This window comes from Ensifer sp. Root142 (assembly GCF_001426785.1).
Classification (GTDB): Bacteria; Pseudomonadota; Alphaproteobacteria; order Rhizobiales; family Rhizobiaceae; genus Ensifer; species Ensifer canadensis.
In genome coordinates this window covers 798852-823161 of sequence record NZ_LMFK01000012.1, presented here as the reverse complement: position 1 = coordinate 823161, position 24310 = coordinate 798852, and the positions used below count along the sequence as shown (strand labels likewise).

The window sequence follows — 24310 nt, the reverse complement described above, 5'->3', positions numbered from 1 at the left end:
CGTCACTCGATCCCTCGGCGCGCAACTTCATTGCGGGCACCCTAATTTTTTGCGCTGCGAAATTATGGCTATTGAAAGGCAGGACCGGCGCGTTAGGTGCTAGGGGGCGGGCAGTCGCGTGACTTGCCCAAGCCCGATCTGACGGCCGCGGCCTCCTTCGCGACCGCCGACCCCGAAACCGATTTTTTCCCGCGCGGCCGCTCATTCGCGCCGCCTCAATGAAAAAGCCGTGCCACGGCGCCGTTCTTCAATTCGGGAGTTCCCACCATGCTCATTCTGGCGGCCATCGTCTTCGCCCTCATTGGCCTTGCGCTCGGCGGCGGCGGAGCCAAGCTCCTGATGCTTGGCGGCAGTCCCTATTATCTCATCGCCGGCATCGGCTTCCTGCTGACGGCCATCCTTCTCTTCATGCGCAAGGCCGCCGCCATCTGGCTTTATACGCTCGTCATCCTTGGCTCGCTCACCTGGGCCGTCTGGGAAGTCGGTTTCGACTGGTGGCAACTGGGCCCTCGTGGCGGCATCATCGTGCTGCTCGGCCTGTGGCTGATGCTACCGGCGGTCCGGCGTCCGCTCGGATTTGAGAGCCCGACAGGAGAACGGTATGCCGCCAGTGCCTGGCCGCTGGCGCTTGCCGTGCTCGTGTCGATCGGCATTGCCGGCTACTCGATGACCCAGGATCCGCACGACATCCGCGGCGATCTGCCGAGCGACGTGGTCGCCGCCAATCCGCCTCTCGGCGGCAACGTACCATCAGGAGAATGGCATCAATACGGGCGCACGCCATTCGGTCAGCGTTATGCGCCGCTCGATCAGATCACGCCCGAAAATGTCGCCAATCTCAAGGTCGCCTGGCAATATCAGACGGGCGACATCAAACGCCCCGAAGACGTGGGCGAGACCACCTATCAGGTGACGCCGATCAAGGTGAAGGACACGCTCTTTGCCTGCACGCCGCACAACTGGGCGATCGCGCTTGACGCGGCGACCGGCGAAGAGAAGTGGAAATATGACAGCAACTCCGGCATGAACCCTGACCGGCAGCACCAGACCTGCCGCGGCGTCACCTATTGGGCCGACCCGGCGGCAACCGCCGGCAGCGTCTGCGCCGAGCGGGTCTATCTGCCGACATCCGATGCCCGCCTGATCGCGCTCGATGCGGCAACCGGCGCCGTCTGCACCGGCTTTGCCGACAACGGTGTGCTGCACCTCGAAAAGGGCATGAAATACAATCCGGCCGGTTATTACTACTCGACCTCGCCGCCGGTTGCGGTTGCCGGAAAGCTGATCATTGGCGGCGCCGTCAACGACAACTATTCCACCCAGGAGCAATCCGGCGTCATCCGCGCCTTCGACATCAACACCGGCGCGCTCATTTGGAACTGGGACAGCGGCAATCCCGATGTAGCGACGCCGCTTGCCGAGGGCCAGACCTACAGCACCAACTCGCCCAACAGCTGGTCGGTATTCAGCTACGACGAGGGCCTTGGCCTCGTCTATATTCCCATGGGCAACCAGGTGCCGGACCAGCTCGGCATGGGGCGCAGCGAGCACGTGGAGAAATATTCCTCCTCCATCGTCGCGCTCGATATCAACTCCGGTGCTGTGCGTTGGGTGCAACAGACGGTGCACCACGACCTCTGGGACATGGACGTGCCCGCACAACCGGCACTGCTCGACGTCACCAAGGAGGATGGCACGGTCGTGCCGGCACTCGTCGGTCCGACGAAGCAGGGCGACATCTATGTGCTCGATCGACGGAGCGGCGAGCCGATCATCCCGATTGCGGAAGTCGCGGCACCCAAGGGCGCAATCCCGGAAGATTTTACCGCACCGACCCAGCCGGTCTCCGGCCTGACCTTCATGCCCGCCCCGCTGCAAGAGCGGAACATGTGGGGCGTGACGATGTTCGATCAGCTCGCCTGCCGCATATCGTTCCGCTCGTTGAAATACGAGGGTCGCTATACGCCGCCGTCGCTTGAGGGAACGCTCGTCTATCCCGGCAACTTCGGCACGTTCAACTGGGGCTCGGTCGCGGTCGACCCGGAGCGACAGGTGATGTTCGGCATGCCGACCTACCTCGCCTTCACCTCTCGTCTCGTTCCGCGCGATCAGATCCCGCCGAAGGGCCAGGACGAAAAGGGATCCGAGCAAGGCCTCAACCGCAACGACGGCGCGCCCTATGGCGTCTTCATGGGCCCGTTCCTCGGCCCGCTAAAAATCCCCTGCCAGGCGCCGCCATGGGGCTATGTTGCCGGTGCCGACCTCAGGACCGGCAAGATCGCCTACAAACACAAGAACGGCACCGTCGAGGACATGACGCCTTTGCCGCTGCCCTTCAAAGTCGGCGTTCCCGGCATCGGCGGACCGATGATCACCAAGGGCGGCGTCGCCTTCCTTGGGGCGGCAGTCGACGATTATCTGCGCGCCTATGACGTGACGACCGGCGAACAGCTCTGGGAGGCGCGCCTTCCGGCCGGCGGCCAGTCGACGCCGATGAGCTACACGGTCGGCGACAAGCAATATGTGGTGATCGTCGCCGGCGGCCACGGCTCGGTCGGCACAAAGCCCGGAGACTACGTCATCGCCTATACCCTACCCTAAAACGCGAAAAGGCATCCCTAATTCTCGCTAATGGGTTGCATCGGCAAGCCCCGCGCAAGCCACCAGAAGCAGCCTCCCCCGGACAGCAGATTCCGGGGGCTTCCCATGAAGATCGATAGCAGCATCTCCAACTATTATTTCTCGCAGCGCCGTGCCCAATCGGGAACGGTCATGCCGCTCGAAGAAACTGGCGGCGGTGACACGCGCCCGCGGCTCTCGCCGACCATTGCGCCGGCATCCACGTCGGCCTCGCTATCGAACGCCTTCTGGATCAGCGCATCCCGGGAAGAAGAGGCCAAGCCTTCGATCGGAAGCGGCGAACAGACCGCCTCCGGCGATTCAGTCAGCGACGAATTCCTGAAACGCGCCAAGATGAGCCTGGCGGAACAGATCCGTGCACAGATCCTGGAAGCGCATGGCATCACCGAAGACGAGCTGAAGGCGATGGATCCGGAGCAGCGCGAAGCGATCGAGGAGGAAATCCGCAAGGCGGTCGAACGCGCGATGGGCATCGACCAGCAGCGCGACGATACCGCATCCGATATCGCCGACGGAAGCGCCGCATGAATCGCCTGCAAGCTTCAACGCGACGACATTTCTGGGGCTTCATGCCCGGAATGCTGTAGATCGCCTTGACTATAACAATGCTGGACGTCGCAGCGGCCAGGTTATCAGATTGAAGACAGCTGAAGACGCCATGACCAGTGCTCACCTGACGATCGGCGGTTAGACCATCTCCGCCGCCATCCGGCCGACATCGGCAAAGACGGTGTTCAGCTCAGCCAGCGGCGCCGTCGCCTCAGCGATGTAGACCGCGATCAGGAGCGGTCCCCTACCCTCGGGCCAAACGATGGCGATGTCAGACGCGGCGCCGTTGCCGTTGGTTCCCGTCTTGTCGCCGACCTTCCAGGCCTTCGGCAGGCCGGCGCGGATGCGCAGGTCGCCAGTGGTATTGGCGACCATCCACTCGATCAACAGCTTGCGCGACGCTTCCGCCAGCACGGGGCCGAAAGCAAGATTGCCGAGCGTCTCCAGCATTGCGGCAGGCGTGGTCGTGTCGCGTGGGTCACCCACTTTCGCCTCGTTGAGTGCGGGCTCGTTCCGGTCGAGGCGCGTGGTCTCATCGCCGATCGTGCGCAACCAGGCGGTCAGCGCCGGCGGACCGCCGAAATTTTCCAGCAAAAGGTTTGCCGCCGCGTTGTCGCTTGTCGTCAACGTCGCGGCACAGAGTTCGGCGATCGTCATGCCCTCGCCGCCGACATGCTTCTCGGTTACCGGCGAATGGGCGACGATTTCCTTCTGCGCAACGACGATACGGCGATCAAGCTTTTCGGCGCCCTGATCCGCACGGGCGAGCGCGAATCCCGCCGCCAGCGTCTTGAAGCTCGAGCACATGGCGAAACGCTCGCTCTCGCGGCGGCCGAACGACACGTTGGTTTCCATATCGAGAACGGAAACGCCAAGCCGTCCGCCCGTGCGCTTTTCGAGTTCGGCAAGGCGTGTATCGACATCGCCGCCGGTGGCGGCTTTTGCGGCCGGGCCGAGGGCGATTGCCGGATAGATCAGCGCGGAGCCGACGAGCAATTGGCGGCGATTGATGAGCAGCGGCACGTGTTCCTCCGTCGTGCGCCACGCATATATGCCGACGCTCTAACTAACTGTTGCAAAACATGCATTCGGATCGACGCTGGGCCGAATCGAGTGCCGTGCAGATCGCTAGGCGGTGATTGTGGCGTCCTTGTGCCACCTTTTTTCGAATGAGAGGATGACGGCCCGAATGTCTCGATTCGACGGTTGCGGCTCAACAGAGCGGACTGGTATGAAGTCGCAACAAAACAGGGATACTGATCCGTGCGCCTGATCCGTTAGCGACGCTCACCGGCAAGAAAGAACCACCGACGCCAAGGCCGCCTCGCGGCACCGTTTGGCGTGGGCATTTTTTTAAGGCCGATGAGAGCGCCAACCATTGAGCCATCGTTCTCCGGCCGTTTGCAGGATCATATCCATGACAACGACCAGTTCATCCCTGCCTGAAACCGGTAGCCTGCGCGCCGGTCCGTTCGAGCTCGGCTATCGCATCGAGGGCAGCGGCATGCCGCTGCTCGTCATTGGCAGCGCCGCCTACTATCCCAGTACCTTCTCGAAGCAACTGCGCCAGCGGACAAAGCTCCATTTCATCGATCACCGCGGCTTCGCGCCGGCGCATGCGTCCTACACGCGCGATGATATCGGCTTCGACGTGGTCCTCGACGATATCGAGTGGATGCGCCGGCATCTCGGTCTCGATCGCTTCGCCGTCCTCGGGCACTCCGGCCACGGCTACATGGCGCTCGAATACGCCAAACGCCATCCCCAGAATATCAGCCACGTGATCATGGTCGGCACCGGACCGAGCCATTCCGCCGCGCATACGGCGCTTGCCGATCGCCGGTGGGAGGAGCTGGTCGCGCCGGAGCGCAAGGCGATCTTCGAGCGCGAGATGGCCGAACTTGGCACCGATATCGCCGCCCGACCGGAGGAGCGGTTCAAGTCGCTGCTCATCCGTCTTGGCGCCAAGAGCTGGCATCTACCCGCCTTCGACGCGGCACCGCTATGGCGTGATGTCACCGTCAACAATCCCGTCTTCGACCATCTCTGGGGCGAAGTGTTTCGCGACATCGATATTCGGGACGGGCTCGACCGGCTTGCGATGCCGGTGCTCTTGGCACTCGGGCAATGCGATTATCTCGTTGCGCCGGCCGAGACCTGGGACGCCTATCGCCGGGACTTTCCGGATCTGACGGTCCGCATGTTCGAAAAAAGCGGCCACACACCGCAGCTTGAGGAAAGCGATCTCTTCGACGAGACGCTGCTTGCCCTTCTCGCACGCTAACCGGCATCGCCAAGGGAAAGGCCCGATCGGGCCTTTCCTCCCAGCCCCACATTGACCGTCGCCGGAAAGCGATTATCTAATGCTCCAGAAGCTATAGGTTTGGAGCATGGACATGTATTCGATCGGCGATCTCTCCCGCCGCACGGGCGTAAAAATTCCGACAATCCGCTACTACGAGCAGATGGGGTTGATTGCGGCCCCGGAACGCTCCGAAGGCAACCAGCGGCGCTACGAGAAACGCGAACTCGAACGTCTCGCCTTCGTCCGCCATGCACGCGATCTGGGGCTTTCGATCGAATCGATCCGCGATCTGCTGGCCTTGAGCCAGCATCCGGAGCGCCCCTGCGGCGAAGCAGACCGTATCGCCAGGGAACACCTGATCACCGTGCGGGAGAAAATCGCCCAGTTGCAGAAACTGGAACGCGAGCTCGAGCGCATCGTCGCCTGCAACGGCGACCACACGATCGGCGATTGCTACGTCATCCGTGCGCTTGCAGACCATTCCATGTGCGACAGCGACCATTGAGCGCCGGCGCGAGGCTGCAGACTTGGGCCGACTTCGAACGGAGTCGCGACCCGTCTCCAACTCAGTGCAAAAATCCCCGTTGACAAAAGCGCGGAAACGGACAATCTACGCACATGATCAAGAACGCACCCATCTGCCGCGCGTATTTTTGGCTGTTCCCATAGGAGCGGCCTGCTGATCAATTTCAACAAGGCCGCCATCAGGCGGCTTTTGTTTTTCACGGCACCTGATGGCTAGAGAACCATGAGGAGCCGACAATGCTACAGACCGCCATCCCCTCTCTCCATCCTCTGCCATCGACGCGGCCGCCGATGGTGACGATCCGTTGCGCCAAACAGCGCGACCTTCCCGAACTGCGCGAAATGATCGCGGAACTCGCCGCCCATCACGGCGACGCAGCCCCGATCACGCCGGAGCAGCTCGAGCGCGACCTCTTCGGTCGCACGCCCTGGATCACCGCGCTTGTCGCGGAGGCCGGCAACCGACTGATCGGCTACGCCATCCTCGTGCCGATCTACCGGGCTGCGGAAGGCGCGCGCGGCATGGAGCTGCATCATCTCTTCGTGCGCTCCGACAATCGCGGCACCGGCATCGGCCGCCACCTCGTCGCCAAGGCGCGCGAACAGGCGAAGATGGCCGGCTGCGATTACCTGTCGGTCAGCGCCGCCACGGGTAATTTCAAGGCCCATCACTTCTACGAATCCGAGCGCTTCGTACCTCGCCCGGTAACGGGCATGCGCTATATGCAGAAACTTGGCTGAGGATGAGGCGATGCGGCTTGCAATCGTGCTTCATGAAGGGTTTGCGGATTGGGAATGCGCGTTGTTGATGGCGACGGCGCGCGCTCACCTCGGCGTCGATATCGACGTCGCCACCCTGGACGGCGCGGCAGTCACGTCGATGGGCGGGCTCGACGTCTCCGCGCATCTGTCGATCGACGCGCTCGACCCCGCGGGCTTCGATGGCTTGGTGATCTGCGGCGGCGCGATCTGGGGAACCGCCGACGCCCCCGACCTCTCCACCACGATCCGCTCCTTCCATCGGCAGGAACGGCTGGTCGCCGCCATCTGCGGCGGCGTCGATGCGCTGGCGTCGAGCGGAATTCTCGACGCCACGGATCACACCGGAAACAGCGCGGACAGCCTTGCGTCACTCCGCGGCTATCACGGACACGGCTCCTATCGCGATCAGCCGCAGGCTCTCAGCCACAACCGTGTGGTCACGGCTGCCGGCACGGCGCCGGTCACCTTTGCGGTCGAGATCTTTCGCGCGCTCGGTCTCGGCTCGCCCGAACTCGACGGCTATGCAGCGCTTTATGGCCGGGAACATGCGGCAGCAACGACAGCCGCATGAGCAAGTTAAAGCGCATCACGATCTCTACAGCGCCGCGCGTCTTATTAGACGCGCAAAGGTCGCTGTAGCACTTTGAATGGCTGCATGTTTTAATCCTTAAATCGAATAGGATTTAAGGAAACATGCAGTAGGATTCGCTTGCCGCGCTTCAAAATCTTTGTCTTTTGCGCCTGTCGGCATCGCAAAACCGCTGAACACTTTTGCGCGACATGCTTCGGCGATCACAACCAGGTCGATATCTGCTCAAGCGGCTTCTTCACCTTGCCGGCCACCGGCACGGTCGCGTCGGGCGCGGGGTAACCGACCACCAGGATCAGAAACGGCTTTTCGCTGTCCGGCCGTCCGCAGATTTCGTTGAGAAAATTCATCGGCGCCGGCGTATGGGTCAGTGTCGCGAGCCCGGCATGGTGCAGCGCCGCGATCAGAATGCCGGTGGCAATGCCGACGCTTTCGTTGATGTAGTAGTTCTTCTTCGTGTCGCCCGGATTGGGGCCACCACGCTTCTGCGAGAAGATGGCAATCAGGTAGGGCGCCGTCTCCAGAAACGGCTTGTCCTCATCGGTGCCAAGCGGCGCCAGCGCGTCGAGCCACTCCTGCGGGGCCTTCTGCTGATAGAAGACGCGCTCCTCCTCTTCGGCGGCTTCACGCACCTTCGCCTTGATGCCAGGGCTTTCGATGACCGCGAAATGCCAGGGCTGGTGGTTCGCGCCGCTCGGGGCGGTGCCGGCTGCCAGCAGACAGGTCTCGATCACCGCGCTCGGCACCGGCCTTTCGCTGAAGGAGCGCGTGGTGCGGCGGCGGTTGATGTCCTCGTAGAATTCAGCCGCACGCGCTGCCATCTCCTCGGGGCTGCGCTCGATCCATTGGTCGTAGGGCACGGTTTCATGAGCACGCATGGCAAGTCTTCTCCTACAGCGGCGCGCGTCTTATCAGACGCGCCAAGGTCGCTTCAGCACTTTGAATGGCTGCATGTTTTATCCTTAAATCGAATAGGATTTAAGGAAACATGCAGTAGTTCCAGGAGACGTTAGAGCGTGCCGACCACCCGGAATCAAGCGGCCCGGACTACGCTTCAGAGTGCGGGAACGGCCTTGAGATAGGCGGCAATCGCCTCGCGGTCGGCAGCGGTCAACTTCGCCATATTCTTCTGGACTTCGACCATGGAGCCACCAACGGAATCGAATTCCGGCGTGAAACCGGTTTCGAGATAGGAGGCGATGTCGGAGGCGCTCCAGCCGCCGATGCTCTTCGAGCCCGGCGTGATGTCGGGGATGCGTCCCTTACCTTCCGGGTTCGGCGCGCCAGCCAGCCACTGGGCCGGCTCGAAGCCACCAAGCGCGTTTCGTGGCGTATGGCACTCGCCACAATGACCCGGCCCTTCGACCAGATATTGGCCGCGCGTCAGCTTCGGATCGGCGGCATCGATGGTCACGCGTGGGGTGTCGGTGAGGAACAGCAGCTTCCAGCCGCCGAGCGCCAACCGCATATTATAGGGGAACGGCAGCTCGTGGTCCGGCGCAACGTCGCTCGCCTTCGGCAGCGTCTTGATGTAGCCCCAGAGGTCGTTGACATCCTTCGGCGTCATCCTGATGTAGGAGGCGTAGGGGAAGGACGGATAGAGATGTTCGCCGTTTCGACCGACGCCCCGCGTCATGGCGTTGCCGAATTCCGCAAGCGTCCATCCGCCGATACCGGCCGCTTCGTCAGGCGAGATATTCGGCGCGTGGAAGGTGCCAAATGGGCTTTTTAGCGGCGGCCCGCCGGCAAGAACCAGCCGGGCGTCACCCTCGCTGCCGCGCTTTGCATGGCAGCTGACGCAGCCGCCGGCCCAGAAAATCTGCTCGCCATTGGTCAGATCTGGCTCTCCGAGACCCTCCCAATGAGCCGCCGCCCAGGGCGCGGGCTTGGTCAGCCACCAAAAGGCCGCACCGCCGACAAGGCCCAGAATCACGAGACCCGAGACCAGCTTTCTAATCCGTCGGCCCATCAGGCTTCCTTTCAACTGCATCCCCAACCCGCTACAGCGCCGCGCGTCTTATCAGACGCGCCAAGGCCGCTGTAGCACTTTGAATTGCTGCATGTTTTTATCCTTGAATCGGATACGTTTTAAGGAAACATGCAGTAGGTTCGCTCACACTCAAAACTGCGTGACAAGCCACAACCTTACTGCGGCAACAGCGCGATGATGCGCCGAAACAGTCGGCGCATCGTCTGAGAATTTCGGGGAGAACGACCTACCGTCAGTCCTTCTTCAGGCGATAGGTCTCATGACAGCTGCCGCAATCCTTGCCGAGCATGCCGAGTGCCGCACCGACGCCAGCCTGATCGGCCGGAAGCTGGGCGAGCACGGCGTCGGTGTCAGAACCAAGCTTGGCCGCCTTGGCTTTGAAATCGTCCATGTTCTCCCAGATCTTCGGGCTTGCTTCCGTCTCCAAACCGGTTTCGGAACCGGCCGGGAAATGGTCCGGGAAGACCTTGACCGTCTCGGAGATGGTCGTCAGCGACGCCTTGACGATCTCAGCGTCATAAGGCTTTTCGCCCTTGGCGATACCACCGAGCGCACCAGCAGCCTGACCAACCTTCTTCATCAGGGCCTGACGAACCGCCTGCGGTTCGTCAGCCGCGGTCACGGCGGTAACGCCAAGCCCAGCGAGGGCGGCCGCAAGCATTAGAGCGCGTATCTTCATCGTGATCTCCCGGTCATTCGAATCCGCATCTGCGGCCTTCGTGTTGAATGCGCCGGCATGATGTCATTTTAGCCTTTCGACGGAAGTAACATTTTTTTGATGTCCTTGTCACAACAGCATAATTTGACGCGGCCGCGCGATTCTTGATCGTCTCGACCGCGTCGTTCCAATAACATGACTACAGCAGTCATGTTTGTACGTGACGGCTCTACCGTCCGCCGGCCCAGCCCTGCCAGACGGTGAAAGCTGCGACCAGCACCAGAACAACGCCGGCGATACGGCCGATCAGAACCGTCGCACCGGGGCTGCCGACGAGAAAGTCGCGGCCGCGACCGGCGGCGAGCGCCAAGCCGCCATAGACGGCAAGCTGGGTGGTGGCGATCATCAACGCCATGACCGCCGCCTGCGACCATACCGGCCCGAATTGGGGTTTGAGAAACTGCGGATAGACCGCCAGCATGAAGAGATAGGCCTTCGGGTTCATCAGGCTGGTGAGTGCGCCCTGACGAAAGCTCGCCCAGCGCGACAGCCGCGCGGCGCCGTCGATACCGCCGATGGTGATGGAACTGCGGATGAGGGAATAGCCGATCCAGGCGATATAGGCGGCACCGCCGATGAGCAGCACGTTGAACAGTTGCGGCACCAGATGAAGGATGACGCTGACCCCGAGCGCCGCGTAGAGGGTGTGAAGGACACCGCCCGCCATGATACCGGCCGTCGCCGACAGGCCGGAGGCTCGCCCCCCGGTCAGCGAATTCGCCAGCACGAAGATCATATCCATGCCCGGCACGATGATGATGCCGAAGAGAAGGGTGAAGAAAAGCCAGAGATTTTCCGTATAGCTCATGTCAGTTGTCCGAGGTCCGTTCGATCGTTGCCTGAGCGGATTGCTTATTTTTCAATCCGTTGCCCAATGTTATAAGCGTCGCCAACTGACAGGGTCTTGTCAGGAGCGTTTTGGAACAGCGGAGTTTTTTCGATGCGCAAGGCCTCGCGCCTGTTCGAGATTATCCAGATCCTGCGGCTGGCCCGAAAGCCGGTGACCGCCGCTGAAATGGCCGAGACGCTGGAGGTGACGCCGCGCTCGATCTATCGCGATATCGCCGCCCTACAGGCCATGCGCGTGCCGATCGAAGGTGGTCGCGGCATCGGTTATATCCTGCGCCCCGGCTTCGACCTGCCGCCGCTGATGTTCTCGATCGAGGAAACCGAGGCGATCGTACTGGCGCTGGCGCTGCTGGCGCGCACCGGAGACGAGGAGCTGAGGGCGGCAGCCGGCCGCGTCAATCAGAAGATCACAGGTGCTGTGCCAGAACCGCTGCGGCTTGCGCTTCGCTCACAGGCGCTGCATGCCTGGGGAACGGTGGCACCCTCACCTACCGGCGTCGATCTGGCACTGGTGCGTCGCGCGATCCGCGACGAACGCAAGCTCGGCATCGACTATCGCGACGAACTCGGCCGCGCCACCGAGCGGACGATCCGGCCGGTCGCGTTGATCTACTATTCCGAAACCGCCAATATCGTCGCCTGGTGCGAGCTGCGTCAGGCGATCCGCAACTTCCGCGCCGATCGGGTCGAACATTGCGAAGCGACCGACGACTTCTTTCCAGGCGAAGGCGAAGGCCTGCGGGACCTCTGGATCAGCGGCTGGCGGCCACAACCAGGCGGGGCATGATCGTCTCCAACTGCAGGGTTCGATCCGTTTCGCGGCCGTAGCCGCGGATTGCCATTCTGTCCGCATGGATCTCGACGATCGCATAGGCTGTCGTATCCGGCGTCTCGACCATGCCCTTGATATTGACGAAATGAGTGCCGTCGGCGAGGCCGTAATTGCCGTCGTGGTTGTGACCGCAGAAATAGGCGCCGACGTTTTTGAAACGACCGAAGAGATCGACGATGCGCTGGCTGTCCCACATGTTGTGGGCGTTCGGCGGATAGACCGGGTAGTGGCCCATGACGACCACCTGCTCGCCGGCAGCCTCCGCCTTGCGCAGCGTCTCCTCCAGCCAGGCGAACTGCACGTCGCCGAGCGCGGCATTCCAGGGATGGGCGTTATCGGCCCCTTGCGATTTCAGCGTCTCGATCCACGTCTCGGCTGCGGTTCGCCGCGGGTCGCCGGGTGGCGGGGCGAAAAGGCTGACCTCGTTGCCGTCGATCAACACGAACCGCCAGTCGGCCATCGCAAATGTCTGATAGGGCGAGGGCATGCCGACCCGGCCGAAAACCTGCCCGAGCTTCTCCGGATCGACGCCGAAATCATGATTGCCGAGCAGAAAATGCTTGGGATGACGAAGCTTGTCGTAGAGCGGCAGGATCGCATCGAAGCTCTGCCAGCCTCGATCGATGATATCACCGAGCGTCACCACGAAGGCGAGGTCTTCGGCGTTGAAGGTCTCGATCGCTTCGGCGAGCTTCGTCAGGCTGTTGGCATAATAGCGGCCGAGGACGAGGTTCGGTTCCACAGCGGCATATTGCGGGTCGGCGATGACGCCGAAGCGGAGGAGAGGTGATGTGTCTGCGTGCATGGTGCTTCTCCCTACAGCGCTGCGCGTCCTATTAGATGCGCAAAGGTTGCTGTAGCACTTTGAATTGCTGCATGTTTTTATCCTTAAATCGAAGACGATTTAAGGAAACATGCAGTAGCGCCGGGCGATGACACGTTGGTGACGGCCGAGCATCCCGCCTCCACCGGTCACCCCCAAACGAAAAGACCCGGCGCAAGCGCCGGGTCCTGAAGTCGAGGCTTGGGAAGGCTTACTTGGAAGCCGCTTCGTACATTTCGAGTACGTAATCCCAGTTGATCAGGCTGTCGACGAACGCTTCGAGGTACTTCGGGCGCGCGTTGCGATAGTCGATGTAATAGGAATGTTCCCAGACGTCGACGCCGAGGATCGGCGAAGCGCCGTGAACGAGCGGGTTCTCGCCGTTCGGGGTCTTGGAGATTTCGAGCTTGCCGTTCTTGACCGAAAGCCATGCCCAGCCCGAACCAAACTGGCCGGTGCCAGCCGCGATGAAATCGGCACGGAACTTGTCGTAGCCGCCGAGATCCGACTTGATGGCTGCGTCGAGCTTGCCCGGCAGGCTGGTGCCGCCGCCGCCCTTCTTCATCCACTTCCAGAAGTGGATGTGGTTGTAGTGCTGGCCGGCATTGTTGAACAGCGGCTGGTTGGTGCCATAGGACTTCTTGACGACTTCCTCGAGCGAGAGGTCGGAGAGACCGGCTTCCTCGGCAAGCTTGTTGCCGTTGGTCACGTAAGCGAGGTGGTGCTTGTCGTGGTGGTACTCGAGCGTCTCGCGCGACATGTAGGGCGCCAGCGCATCGTAGTCATAGGGAAGGTTCGGCAATTCGAAAGCCATGTGGGCATCTCCTCTTGGCATGGGATTTCGTCAAAGAAATCTGTGAGCGGGAACATAGGCACCGGCCTTGACGGAGGCAACCGATGCGATGCCAATTTTTCCTCAACCCACGGAATATACTTTCAACATCATTTTGAAAGCGCCCGCGGCCCGAGCACATTCGCGCCACGTTTCGCGGGCAGCGTGCACCCATTGCAACCAGTTGAGAATAAGGACTGAACATGCTGCATCGCCCGATCCTGACCCTTGCCCTTGTGGCAGCAACCGGATTTGCCGCGACCGGCGCCCATGCGTCCTCAGGCGATGCCTGGGAAGAATTCCGGGCCGACGTTTCGGAGAAGTGCATTGCGGCCGCCCCTTCGCTCGACAAGCCGGTCGTCGTCGTCGATCCGTTCGGCTCGGAAAGCTTCGGGCTGGCGCTGGTCTCGGGCAAGCCCAAGGGCGCCGAAAATGCCGTCACCCAGATCTGCGTCTACGACAAGCAGAAGAAGACGGTGGAAATCGGCGGTGAACTGGCAGCCGACACCGTCACGGTCGTGGCACCGGCCGCAGACAAGTAGGCTGTCGCCGGCGATCTGTGATCGCAGGCCCGCGCGAGCTTGCGCGCACAAGCGCTCATGCAAGCGGTTTCCGGCTCTCATCGTCGAGCAACCGGCCGGAAACCGCACCGCCCAACGTCAGGGTTGCGAATCACAGCCGCCACAATTACCGGCAATTCTCCAACCGGAGATTGCCATGAAACCGATCCATATTGCTTCGTTCGCGTTTACCCTTTTGACCCTAGCCTCCTGCGCCCCAAGCCAGCGCGAGTATGAGACGGTGCAGACGGCGGTTCAAGGCAGCCCCGCGCTTCAGAGAGCGATTGTGAAGGATTGCATCAGCAAGAGATGGTCGAAATCCGACCTCGAAACTGGCGCGTTGATCATGAGCGTTCCGATCAACAAGGTCCAGGCGTTGACCTGCAAGCGGTTGACGAGCGCTCTGGCATCGGGCCGGCTGAAGTATGCGGACGTCCGCCCCGGCCAACCTACGGTCAACCTCATAAAGATCGTGCAGGGGCGCTAAGCAGCCTTTCACGGACCAACGGTGGAGACGATCCGGGGCAAGGCCTTGCCGGCTCTTCCGGCCGACCTTGCCACGTTGGCGGCGGAAACTGTCGAAGCCTTCGAGCGCCTGGGCCCCGACCCGCACGGCTCCACCTACGGCTTCTTCGATGGCCATGGCTGGAACATGGCCTTCGACCATGGGGAGCGCCGGCTCAACGGCATCTATGATTTTGCCGATTCAGGCATTGGCCCGCTTCACCGTGAGTTCATCTATTCGAACTTCATTTCGCCGGATCTGACGGCGCGGATTGTCGAAACCTATGAAGAACTGACGGGTCGGGCCCTCGACCGCCGGCGCATCGCGGTGCTGACCGGCGTGCACCGGCTGTCGGAACTGGCCGAACTCGTTGACGATCCCGAGCATGCGCCGACGATGCTGCGCAGCGTCGAGACCTGGGCCGCGACCGTGGCGCGGGCAACCTGACCCGCGCCATAGTCGATCTCGTTAGGCGTCCTGGCTCGAATGGGCCCAATCCATGTAGAGATCGCGTGCCTTGGCGGCGACCGGTCCGGCCTGCAGGTCACGGTCGTCAAGGCGGGTGACCGGCAGGACCTTGGAATAGTTGCCGGAGGTGAAGATCTCATCGGCAGCCTCGAAATCGGCCATCGACAACGTCGCCTCGACAACCTCGAAACCGGCTTCGCGCAACAGCGTCATGACGCGGAAGCGGGTGATGCCGGCAAGGAAGGTGCGGTTGGCGGCCGGCGTGAACACGACGCCATCCTTGACCAGGAAGACGTTGGACGAGCCGGTTTCGGCGATGTTGCCGAGCATATCGCGCACCAGCGCATTGTCGAAGCCGCGCGACCGCGCCTCGGTCAGGATGCGGGCATTGTTGGGATAGAGGCAGCCGGCCTTGGCATCGGTCGGCATGGATTCGAGCGTCGGCCGGCGGAACGGCGACAGGGTCAGAGACGAGCCGCCATGGCCGTTACCCATCGGCGCCTCGAACAGGCAAAGCGCAAAGCGGGTCGATTCCGGATCGATGGCGACCATCCCGGCCGCACCATGCTCGGCCCAATACATCGGCTTGACGTAGAGCGCGGTCTGGCCGTCGAATTTCTTGGCGCCTTCCCAGGTCAAGGCCTCGATCTCTTCCGGCTTCACGGTCGGCTTCAGTCCGAGCGCCGTTGCCGAGCGGTTGACGCGCTGGCAATGCAGGTCGAGGTCCGGCGCGATGCCGTCGAAGAAGCGGGCGCCGTCGAACACGGTCGAGCCCAGCCACATGGCATGGGAGGTCGGGCCGATCAGCGGCGGATTGCCGGACAGCCATTCGCCGTCGACATAGGTCCAGGTCACTGAGCGGGGGGATGTATCGACGGCCATCTGCGTCTCCTTCACGTTTTGTCTTCCGTATCTTCCGCCATAGCTCGAAAAAGCAGCATGGGGGTGAATGGGTACATCAAAAAATGTCATGGCGTCCATTCTGGCACCGGAACGGCCTCTCGCGTAGTCTCTCTCGCAGGGCAAAGGGGCAGACGTGCACATCATCAGGCATCTTGATCAGGACGACGTGGAAATCTTCCGCCGCATACGGCTGGAGGCGCTGCAGCGCGAGCCGCAAGCCTTCGCTTCCACCGCGGCGGATTGGGCGCGGCTGTCGACGGCGGAATGGCAGGCAAGGCTCGCCGCAAACACCGTCTTCGTCGCGCTCGACGGGGGTGAGCCTGTCGGCATGATGGGACTCATGCGCCAGCGCTCCAGCCGGATGGCGCACCGTGCCACCATCATCATGGTCTATGTGCGCCGCGAGGCGCGCGGTTCCGGCGTGGCGCGCGAGCTTCTTGCACACCTGACCGACCATGCCCGCTCGACCGGCATCCGGATGTTGGAGCTCGTCGCCCGCGCCGACAACGAGACGGCCATCCGCTTCTACAGGCGCGAAGAGTTCCACGAAATCGGGCGCGTTCCAGGTGGCCTGCTCGACGGCGAGGAAGAGGTCGACGAAATTCTGATGGCGCGGCACATAGACGGTCGCGCCGCACCGGCCAGACATCGCAAGGAGTGCCCCGATGAAAGCCATGTACTACGACGCCTTTGAGAAGACGCCCGAGATTCGCACGTTTGCCGATCCGACGCCGACCGAAAACGGCGTGGTCGTCAAGGTCGAGGCGACGGGTCTGTGCCGCTCCGACTGGCATGGCTGGATGGGGCACGACGCCGACATTCGCCTGCCGCACGTGCCGGGCCACGAGCTCGCCGGCATCGTGACCGCCACCGGCCGCGGCGTGATGCGCTACAAGGTCGGCGACCGGGTGACGGTACCCTTCGTTTCCGGTTGCGGCCGCTGCGGCGAATGCCGTTCGGGCAACCAGCAGGTCTGCGAGGCGCAGTTCCAGCCGGGGTTCACCCATTGGGGCTCATTTGCCGAATATGTCGCACTCGATTTCGCCGACCAGAACCTGGTGCATCTGCCTGAGAACATGGACTTCAAGACTGCCGCCAGCCTCGGCTGCCGCTTTGCCACCTCGTTTCGCGCCGTCGCCGACCAGGCACGGGTCAAGGGCGGCGAATGGGTGGCGGTTCACGGCTGCGGCGGTGTCGGCCTTTCGGCGATCATGATTGCTGCTGCACTTGGCGCACATCCGATCGCGATCGACATTTCCGAAGAAAAACTCGCCTTCGCCAAGAAGCTCGGCGCCGTTGCCACGGTCAACGGCCGCGACACGGACGACGTCGCAGGTGCCGTGAAGGAGATCACCAGCGGCGGCGCCCATGTCTCGATCGACGCGCTCGGCCATCCCGTCACCTGCTTCAACTCGATCAAGAACCTGCGCCGGCGCGGCCGCCACGTGCAGGTGGGCCTGATGCTCGGCGACCATGCCACGCCGGAAATCCCAATGGCGCAGGTGATCGGCCACGAGCTCGAGATCTATGGCAGCCATGGCATGCAGGCTTGGCGATACGACGCCATGCTGTCGATGATCGCTGGCGGCAAGCTCAATCCGCAACAGTTGATCGGCCGCGAGATCTCGCTCGAGGAAGCGATCCCTGCCCTCGTTTCGATGGACCGCGCCACCGATCTCGGCATCAGCGTGATCACACGGTTCTGAAGGGGACATTCCAAAGCCTGTTTGCTTTTGGCTGCGGATGCGATTTTGCCCTTAAGTCAGAACCGGTTTCAGGGCAAAATCACCACAGGAAGAATCACGACGAGGTCCTGTCATGGCGCTAGCGGCAGCTGCCACCGGGGAAGAACTCTACAGCCCCGTTCTTAATGCCAATCCGGCCCATCCGAACGGATGGCCCATCCAGATGGTCATCAGTTCACAAACGGAGGCGCGGCACAATCGGGCGCTCTGGGCACCGACGCACCTGATCTCGATGCGGGCGCCGGCGAGCCGGCTGCTGTCGATGATCGAGCTGCCGCCCGAAAAGCACCTGGAACTCTATTTCGGCGACGCCACCGACCCCGATGCTCCTGACGCCGCCCGTCCGGACGCGATCGAGGCGGCCTTCAATTTTATCGACGGCTTGCCTGAGGATGCGCATCTGCTGGTGCACTGTCTGCGCGGCATCGGCCGCGCGACGGCACTGAGCCTCGGCATTCTTGCGCGGTACATGTCGCCCGAGGAAGCGGCCGCGGCGTTGCATGCCCTGCGGCCGGAAGCCAAGCCGAACCGGCATGTGGTCGGGCTTTGCGATGCGGCGCTCGGGCTCAAGGGAAAGCTTGCCAAACAGGCCCTCCGCTTCCCCGCAAAGGTCTGGAAACCAGGCAAAGGCTGACGCCTGGTGGCGCAATGCCGTTGTGCAACGCACAAATCTTTGACATGATCGCGCAAAAGAACGGTATTCGCGGCGTGCCAACACCGGCACAATGCGGTAAGCCTTTGTTTTCGGCCACGCTTTTACGGGGTATGACATTTTGTCCCGCTGTGTGGCCGGGGATGACAGACGGGAGGAAAGAATGTCCCACGCGGCCTATGTGTTCGATGCCTATGGCACGCTTTTCGACGTGCATGCGGCGGTTCGGCGCCATGCCGCCGAGATCGGTCCGGACGGACAGGCGTTCTCCGAACTCTGGCGCGCCAAGCAGCTCGAATATTCCTGGGTGCGCTCCTTGATGGGCGCCTATCAGGACTTCTGGCAACTGACCGAGCAATCGCTCGACTACGCATTTTCCCGCTTCCCTTCCGCCGACCGCAAGCTGAGGAAACCGCTGCTTGATGCCTATTGGACGCTCGATTGCTACCCGGAGGTTCCCGCCGTTCTGAAAGGGCTGAAGGAGCGCGGAGCGCGGCTCGCGATCCTTTCCAACGGTTCACCTGATATGCTGGCTGCAGCGGTGCACAATGCAGCGCTCGAGATCGTCATCGACGACGTCTTCTCCGTCGACACGGTGAAGACCTACAAGGCGGCACCAGCGGTCTATGATCTCGTCACCACGCGCTATCGGCTTTACCCGCATGCGGTTTCCTTCCAGTCGTCAAACCGCTGGGACATTGCAGGGGCGACGAAGTTCGGCTTCCGCACGGTCTGGATCAACCGGGCCGACATGCCTGACGAATATCGTGACCAGGGGCCGGCGTTGATCCTGCCTTCGCTCGAAAGTCTGCAATTCGGTATCTGAGGTTTTGTCTCAATGGCTTGGTCGGCGTCGCAATACCTGAAATTCGAAGACGAACGCACGCGGCCGGCACGCGATCTGCTGGCGCAGGTTCCGGACCTGCCCTCCGGTCCTGCCTTCGATCTTGGCTGCGGCCCGGGAAATTCGACCGAACTGATCCACCAGCGATTTGCGGACGCCTCCCTTTCCGGCCTCGACAGCGACGAAAACATGCTGCTGGCCGCCGCCAAGCGGTTGCCGGGCCTGACCTTCGAGAAGGCTGACCTGGCGACCTGGGTGCCGCCGAAGGGCGCGTCGCTATTCTTCGCCAATGCCGTCTTCCAGTGGCTGCCCGATCACCTCGACGTGCTGGAACGGCTGACCGCTTCGCTTGCGCCCGGCGGTACGCTGGCGGTGCAGATGCCCGACAATATCGACCAACCGACCCATCTGCTGATGGAAGAAACGGCCCGCAGCGCCGACTTCGCCGATGCCTTCGAGGGCCGGACGATCCGCCGCAATGCGTTGCCGGCACCGACTGTCTATGTCGAGCGTCTGTCGCGCCATGCGCCCCATATCGAGGTCTGGCACACGATCTACTATCACCGGCTGGCGAACACCAAAGCGATCGTCGAATGGGTCAAGGGCACGGGCCTGCGCCCCTATCTCGATGCGCTGCCGCCTGAGCGACGCGACGCCTTTGCTGCAGCCTATACCGACCGGATCCGTGACGCCTATCCGGCGATGAGCGACGGCCGGGTGCTGTTGCGCTTTCCCAGGTTCTTCGTCGTCGCCGTCAAGGCCGACTAAGACACACCATCCCGCGGGCCATGCATCAGATCCGTTCGGCCAGGAAGTCGATGAAGGCGCGGATGCGGGCCGCGAGATGTTCATGGCCGGCATAGACGGCGTAGACCGTTTCGATCTCGTCCGGCCGATAATCCTCCAGCAACGCAACCAGCCGTCCCGCGGCCAAGTCCGGCTCAGCGTGGAAGCGGCCGATACGGCCGATGCCGACACCGGCGAGACAAAGCTGCTGGACGATCGCGCCGCTCGAGACCTGCAGATTTCCGAAGACCGACAGAAGCTCGGCCGAAGTTTGGCCGGGGGCACGGAAGGCCCACTCGTCGACGCTGCGGCGGAAGTTGAAGCGAATGCAATTGTGATTTTCCAGGTCGGCAGGCGTCTGCGGCACGCCGTGTCTGGCCAGATAGGCCGGTGACGCGATCACCACCGGCCGGCTCTCCATCAGCTTGCGCGCCTTCAGCGACGAATCGCGCAAGGGGCCAGTGCGGATCGCCACGTCGGCCCGTTCGCCGACCACGTCGATCAGGCTGTCCGTCAGGGTCAGATCGAGGCGCACCTCCGGATAACGTTCGAGAAATTCCGGCGCGAGCGGCAGGATGTAGCGCTCGCCGAAGCCGACCGATGCGTTGATGCGCAGAAGCCCGCGGGGAGAGAGCCGGCCGCCGGCCGCAACCAGTTGCTCGGTCTCGGCGATCTCGGTCAGAATGCGTTGGGCGCGTTGCAGGTAGACTTCACCCTCCGGCGTTAATTGCAGGGACCGGGTCGAGCGCACCAGCAGGCGCGTGCCCAGCCGATCCTCGATCCGGGTGACCAGCTTGCTGACCGCAGATGGCGATAGCCTCAGCCGCCGGCCGGCGGCAGAAAAGCTGCGCGTTTCGCAGACGGCGACGAAGACCTCCATTTCACCGGCGCGGTTGTCCATCACTCACCTATGAATTCAGTTCACAGCCGTTTATCCGATTATACGGATTATCGCGCAAGCTCTCCACCCTCATATTCCCGTCGAACACATCAACACCAAAACGCCCGGTCCTCCCAGCCGGACGGGAAAAGGTCTTGTCATGCCCATTGCACTCTTCGCATTGACGATCGCGGCCTATGCGATCGGAACCACCGAGTTCGTCATCGTCGGCCTGCTGCCGACGGTTGCCGACGATCTCAACATCACCCTGCCGCTTGCCGGCCTCATCGTCAGCGTCTACGCGCTCGGCGTCACCTTCGGCGCACCGATCCTGACGGCGCTCACCGGCCGGATCGAGCGCAAGCCGCTGCTGGTCGGACTGATGGCGCTGTTCATCATCGGCAACGCCGCGGCGGCACTGGCGCCGAGCTACGAGCCTCTGCTCATTGCCCGCGTGATTTCCGCCTTCGCCCACGGCGTCTTCTTCTCCGTCGGCTCGACCATTGCCGCCGACCTCGTGCCCGAGGATCGCCGTGCCTCGGCGATTGCCATGATGTTCATGGGCCTGACGGTCGCCATCGTCACCGGCGTGCCGCTCGGCACCTGGATCGGCCAGACCTTCGGCTGGCGCGCCACATTCTGGGCTGTCACCGGGCTTGGAGTCATAGCGCTTGCCGCCATCGCCACGCTGCTGCCAAACACGCTGACCAAGGCGCCGCCGGCAAGGTTGATCGACCAGGTGCGCGTTCTCGGCTCTGGTCGGCTGCTGATCGTCTTCGCCATGACCGCGCTCGGCTATGGCGGTACCTTCGTCGCCTTCACCTTCCTGGCGCCGATCCTGCAGGAAATCACCGGCTTTTCCGAAGGCGCCGTCAGCCTGATCCTGGTGCTCTACGGCGTCGCGATCGCGATCGGCAACATCGCCGGCGGCAAGATCGCCAACCGCGATCCGGTGAAGGCGCTGGTTGGCCTCTTCCTTGCTCAAGCCGTCGTCCTTGTGCTCTTCACCTTCACGGCCACGTCGCAAGTCCTGACGCTGGTGACACTGGCAAGCCTCGGCTTCCTGTCGTTCGCCACCGTGCCCGGCCTGCAGCTCTACGTCGTGCAGCTTGCCAAGCAGCATCGGCCCGGCGCTGTCGACGTCGCCTCGGCGCTCAACATTGCCGCCTTCAACCTCGGTATCGCCATCGGCGCCTGGCTTGGCGGCGTCATCGTTGCCTCGTCGCTTGGCCTCGGCATGACGCCGGTCGTCGGTTCCGTTCTGGTCGTTGGCGCGCTGCTGCTGACGCTTCTGAGCGGCGCACTCGATCGCAAGGCAGAAACAGTCGCCCAGCCGGCTTGACCAAGCGGCCAACTGGCCCACCTATACCCTCGCCTCTTTCCCGCCCGGCCGATGGCCGGGCGTTCTGCAAAAACAAGGAGTTCCCACATGCATTCGGTCAATTCCAACGGCGCCAACATCCCGGCGCTCGGCTTCGGCACCTTTCGCATGCCCGGTGCCGACGTGCTGCGCGTGCTGCCGGAAGCGCTGAAGCTCGGCTTCCACCACGTCGATACCGCCCAGATCTACGGCAACGAGGCTGAAGTCGGCGAAGCCATCCACAAATCGGGTATCGCCCGCGCCGATATCTTCCTCACCACCAAGGTCTGGGTCGACAAATATGCCCATCGCGATTTTCTCGCCTCTGTCGACGAGAGCCTGATGAAGCTCAAGACGGATCACGTCGACCTGCTTCTCCTGCATTGGCCGGGTGGTAGCGACGTGCCGATGGCCGAGCGCATCGGCGCACTGAATGAAGTGCACAAGGCCGGCAAGGTCCGCCACATCGGCGTCAGCAACTTCAACACCGCCCAGATGGAAGAGGCGGTGAAACTCAGCGACGCGCCTGTTGCCACCAACCAGGTGGAATACCATCCCTATCTCGACCAGACGAAGGTGCTCGCCACGGCCCGCAAGCACGGCATGTCGATCACAGCCTACTACGCCATGGCCAACGGCAAGATCCCGAACGATCCGCTGCTGAAGGACATCGGTGCGCGCCACGGCAAGACCGCGGCGCAGGTGACGCTGCGCTGGCTGGTGCAGCAGAAGGATGTCATCACCCTGTCGAAGACAGCAACGATCGAGCGCCTGAAGGAAAACTTCGACATCTTCGACTTCGCGCTTGGTGACGGCGAGATGGCGGCGATCCATGGCCTCGCCCGTCCGGACGGCCGCATCGTCAGCCCCGAGGGTCTGTCGCCGGTGTGGGACAAGGCCGCCTGACAATAGTTGCCGATCCGCCGCCGGTCGAGTTCCAAACCGGCGGCGGATGATCTATGCAGATCCCCTGGGGAGATCGATGCCGATCTCCCCAGGGGACGCACTGTCGATGGGAGGGGCCGATGACGTCGAAAACCGTTGAGGTGGGCGACATCGCTCCGGATTGGCCGGCCATCATCGCCGTCGTGCTTGGCGTTACCGCCTTTTCCGTCGCGCAAGGGCTCACCTATCCCTTGATTTCGCTGTCGCTGGAAGGCCGCGGCGTCTCGGCCGCCACGATCGGTCTCAATGCCATGGGCTTTGCCGCCGGCCTTGCCGCGGCGACCCTGCTGCTCGGGCATCTGACGCGACTTGCCTCCGCAGACAAGCTGATCATCGCCAGCCTCTGCGGCTGTTCCCTCTGCCTCGCAACACTTGCGTCCACCTCCTCGCTTCCGGTCTGGTTCATCGCCCGCTTCGCGCTCGGCTTCTTCGTCAGTATGGTCTTCATGCTGGGCGAAGCCTGGCTCAACACCGCCTGCCCGGACCGGCTGCGCGGCCGGGTATCCGGCCTCTACGGCGCCGGCATGTGCGGCGGCTTTGCCGCCGGGCCGCTGGCGATCCCGCTTCTCGGCACCAGCGGCGGGCTCGGCTTTGCGTTGCTGGCGATCTATATCGCGCTCGTCGCCTTCCTCACCGGCCTTCTGACGATGGGCGCGCGGACGCGGCCGGAGCCATCTTCGACGCGCGATCTGTTCGCGTTCTTCCGGCACGCGCCGACCCTGATCCTGATGGTGCTGATGTTCGGCTTTGCCGATATTGCGGCGATCTCGGCGATGCCGGTCTATTTCGTCAAGTCCGGCCACAGTCAGGCCTTCGCGGCGTTGAGCGTGACGGTGCTTGCGGTGCCGACGGCACTGGCGCAGCCCTTCATTGGTGTCTTGCTCGACAAGTTGCCGCGTCGGCGGGTGGCGATTACTGCAGCCGCGGTGGCGGCAACCGGCTATCTCGCCATTCCGTTGGTGACGTCGGCACCGCTCTTGCTGGCGCTGTTCGCGCTGATCGGCGCTGCCAGCTTCGCCCTCTACACGGCAGCGCTGACCATGCTCGGCGAGCAATATCGCGGCAGCATGCTGGTGGCTGGCAGTGCCGCCTTTTCGCTGGCCTATGCTGCCGGCAGCGCGGCCGGATCGGGCGCCACCGGCTTTCTCATGGCGCTGATCAATCCCACTGCCGGTCCGCTCGGGGTCGGCATGGTACTGGTCATGTTCACGCTGATATTCGCCGTCGCCGGCAGGAGATAGGCGCGGC

General features: G+C 62.8%; 26 protein-coding genes and 1 pseudogene. 18 read left to right on the top strand and 9 right to left on the bottom strand.

All coding sequences use genetic code 11. The features are described from left to right. Positions 1–267 precede the first annotated feature (267 nt). Positions 268–2601, top strand: a complete 2334-nt coding sequence (locus ASD52_RS16475) for a glucose/quinate/shikimate family membrane-bound PQQ-dependent dehydrogenase (protein ID WP_025426290.1) — start codon at positions 268–270, stop codon at positions 2599–2601. A 105-nt stretch (positions 2602–2706) separates the two neighbouring features. Beyond that, entirely contained in the window at positions 2707–3168 is a 462-nt protein-coding gene (locus ASD52_RS16470; RefSeq protein WP_025426289.1) for a hypothetical protein, read from the top strand. 159 nt (positions 3169–3327) lie between these two features. On the opposite strand, the gene bla is transcribed toward ASD52_RS16470, so the two are convergent. Continuing rightward, the gene (gene bla, locus ASD52_RS16465) at positions 3328–4212 is read right to left on the bottom strand and encodes a class A beta-lactamase (protein ID WP_057224803.1); all 885 of its coding nucleotides are present in this window, start codon (positions 4210–4212) and stop codon (positions 3328–3330) included. Between the two features lie 394 nt (positions 4213–4606). Here bla and ASD52_RS16460 point away from each other — a divergent pair, with 394 nt between their 5' ends. From ASD52_RS16460 to ASD52_RS16445, 4 genes are all read left to right on the top strand, one after another. Beyond that, positions 4607–5473 (top strand): alpha/beta hydrolase, encoded by an 867-nt coding sequence (locus ASD52_RS16460; protein ID WP_025426287.1) that lies wholly within the window; start codon positions 4607–4609, stop codon positions 5471–5473. Positions 5474–5585: 112 nt separating this feature from the next. After that, positions 5586–5999, top strand: a complete 414-nt coding sequence (locus ASD52_RS16455) for a helix-turn-helix domain-containing protein (RefSeq protein WP_025426286.1) — start codon at positions 5586–5588, stop codon at positions 5997–5999. A 257-nt stretch (positions 6000–6256) separates the two neighbouring features. Next, positions 6257–6760 carry a GNAT family N-acetyltransferase gene (locus ASD52_RS16450; protein ID WP_025426285.1) on the top strand — a complete coding sequence of 168 codons (504 nt, stop codon included), beginning with the start codon at positions 6257–6259 and terminating at the stop codon, positions 6758–6760. Positions 6761–6770: 10 nt separating this feature from the next. After that, positions 6771–7352 (top strand): DJ-1/PfpI family protein, encoded by a 582-nt coding sequence (locus tag ASD52_RS16445; protein ID WP_025426284.1) that lies wholly within the window; start codon positions 6771–6773, stop codon positions 7350–7352. Between the two features lie 221 nt (positions 7353–7573). On the opposite strand, the gene ASD52_RS16440 is transcribed toward ASD52_RS16445, so the two are convergent. From ASD52_RS16440 to ASD52_RS16425, 4 genes are all read right to left on the bottom strand, one after another. Next, entirely contained in the window at positions 7574–8248 is a 675-nt protein-coding gene (locus ASD52_RS16440) for a nitroreductase family protein (RefSeq protein ID WP_025426283.1), read from the bottom strand. Positions 8249–8424: 176 nt separating this feature from the next. Further along, positions 8425–9339 (bottom strand): cytochrome c, encoded by a 915-nt coding sequence (locus ASD52_RS16435; RefSeq protein ID WP_025426282.1) that lies wholly within the window; start codon positions 9337–9339, stop codon positions 8425–8427. 253 nt (positions 9340–9592) lie between these two features. Beyond that, positions 9593–10039, bottom strand: a complete 447-nt coding sequence (locus ASD52_RS16430; protein ID WP_025426281.1) for a cytochrome c — start codon at positions 10037–10039, stop codon at positions 9593–9595. Positions 10040–10247: 208 nt separating this feature from the next. Continuing rightward, positions 10248–10886, bottom strand: a complete 639-nt coding sequence (locus ASD52_RS16425; RefSeq protein WP_025426280.1) for a LysE family translocator — start codon at positions 10884–10886, stop codon at positions 10248–10250. A 132-nt stretch (positions 10887–11018) separates the two neighbouring features. Here ASD52_RS16425 and ASD52_RS16420 point away from each other — a divergent pair, with 132 nt between their 5' ends. Beyond that, positions 11019–11714: a YafY family protein gene (locus ASD52_RS16420; protein WP_025426279.1), complete on the top strand. Its 696-nt coding sequence runs from the start codon at positions 11019–11021 to the stop codon at positions 11712–11714. Here the strand turns inward: ASD52_RS16420 and ASD52_RS16415 are convergent. Both ASD52_RS16415 and ASD52_RS16410 read right to left on the bottom strand, forming a co-directional pair. Then, entirely contained in the window at positions 11680–12564 is an 885-nt protein-coding gene (locus ASD52_RS16415) for a metallophosphoesterase (protein ID WP_025426278.1), read from the bottom strand. The two genes, ASD52_RS16420 and ASD52_RS16415, sit on opposite strands and share 35 nt — an antisense overlap. A gap of 229 nt (positions 12565–12793) precedes the next feature. Continuing rightward, positions 12794–13396 carry a superoxide dismutase gene (locus ASD52_RS16410; RefSeq protein ID WP_025426277.1) on the bottom strand — a complete coding sequence of 201 codons (603 nt, stop codon included), beginning with the start codon at positions 13394–13396 and terminating at the stop codon, positions 12794–12796. Between the two features lie 224 nt (positions 13397–13620). Here ASD52_RS16410 and ASD52_RS16405 point away from each other — a divergent pair, with 224 nt between their 5' ends. The 3 genes and pseudogenes from ASD52_RS16405 to ASD52_RS16395 all read left to right on the top strand — a co-directional run. Further along, on the top strand, positions 13621–13956 hold the full coding sequence (locus ASD52_RS16405; protein WP_025426276.1) for a hypothetical protein: 336 nt from the start codon (positions 13621–13623) through the stop codon (positions 13954–13956). A 175-nt stretch (positions 13957–14131) separates the two neighbouring features. Then, the gene (locus ASD52_RS16400) at positions 14132–14461 is read left to right on the top strand and encodes a hypothetical protein (RefSeq protein WP_025426275.1); all 330 of its coding nucleotides are present in this window, start codon (positions 14132–14134) and stop codon (positions 14459–14461) included. Between the two features lie 24 nt (positions 14462–14485). Then, positions 14486–14926: pseudogene (locus tag ASD52_RS16395) on the top strand (phosphotransferase); the annotation flags it as partial. Positions 14927–14947: 21 nt separating this feature from the next. Here ASD52_RS16395 and ASD52_RS16390 read toward each other — a convergent pair. Then, complete coding sequence (locus tag ASD52_RS16390) at positions 14948–15829, bottom strand: branched-chain amino acid aminotransferase (protein WP_025426273.1); 882 nt, start codon at positions 15827–15829, stop codon at positions 14948–14950. A gap of 154 nt (positions 15830–15983) precedes the next feature. On the opposite strand from ASD52_RS16390, the gene ASD52_RS16385 reads away from it, so the two are divergent. The 5 genes from ASD52_RS16385 (at position 15984) to tam (ending at position 19859) form a co-directional block, all read left to right on the top strand. Continuing rightward, positions 15984–16544: a GNAT family N-acetyltransferase gene (locus ASD52_RS16385; protein WP_025426272.1), complete on the top strand. Its 561-nt coding sequence runs from the start codon at positions 15984–15986 to the stop codon at positions 16542–16544. Continuing rightward, complete coding sequence (locus ASD52_RS16380; protein WP_025426271.1) at positions 16516–17556, top strand: zinc-dependent alcohol dehydrogenase family protein; 1041 nt, start codon at positions 16516–16518, stop codon at positions 17554–17556. Before ASD52_RS16385 ends, ASD52_RS16380 begins: the two co-directional genes overlap by 29 nt. A gap of 112 nt (positions 17557–17668) precedes the next feature. Further along, a complete protein-coding gene (locus ASD52_RS16375; protein ID WP_025426270.1) occupies positions 17669–18229 on the top strand; it encodes a phosphatase in 561 nt (186 codons plus the stop codon). 181 nt (positions 18230–18410) lie between these two features. Then, a complete protein-coding gene (locus tag ASD52_RS16370; protein WP_025426269.1) occupies positions 18411–19073 on the top strand; it encodes a haloacid dehalogenase type II in 663 nt (220 codons plus the stop codon). 12 nt (positions 19074–19085) lie between these two features. Continuing rightward, positions 19086–19859 (top strand): trans-aconitate 2-methyltransferase, encoded by a 774-nt coding sequence (gene tam / locus ASD52_RS16365; RefSeq protein ID WP_025426268.1) that lies wholly within the window; start codon positions 19086–19088, stop codon positions 19857–19859. Positions 19860–19884: 25 nt separating this feature from the next. Here tam and ASD52_RS16360 read toward each other — a convergent pair whose 3' ends face one another. Then, the gene (locus ASD52_RS16360; RefSeq protein WP_025426267.1) at positions 19885–20778 is read right to left on the bottom strand and encodes a LysR family transcriptional regulator; all 894 of its coding nucleotides are present in this window, start codon (positions 20776–20778) and stop codon (positions 19885–19887) included. Positions 20779–20917: 139 nt separating this feature from the next. Between ASD52_RS16360 and ASD52_RS16355 the strand changes: the two genes are divergently transcribed. From ASD52_RS16355 to ASD52_RS16345, 3 genes are all read left to right on the top strand, one after another. Continuing rightward, positions 20918–22099, top strand: coding sequence for an MFS transporter (locus ASD52_RS16355; RefSeq protein WP_025426266.1), 1182 nt, complete (start codon positions 20918–20920; stop codon positions 22097–22099). Between the two features lie 87 nt (positions 22100–22186). After that, positions 22187–23023, top strand: coding sequence for an aldo/keto reductase (locus ASD52_RS16350; protein ID WP_025426265.1), 837 nt, complete (start codon positions 22187–22189; stop codon positions 23021–23023). A 119-nt stretch (positions 23024–23142) separates the two neighbouring features. Next, positions 23143–24303, top strand: coding sequence for an MFS transporter (locus ASD52_RS16345; protein ID WP_025426264.1), 1161 nt, complete (start codon positions 23143–23145; stop codon positions 24301–24303). Positions 24304–24310: the final 7 nt, after the last annotated feature.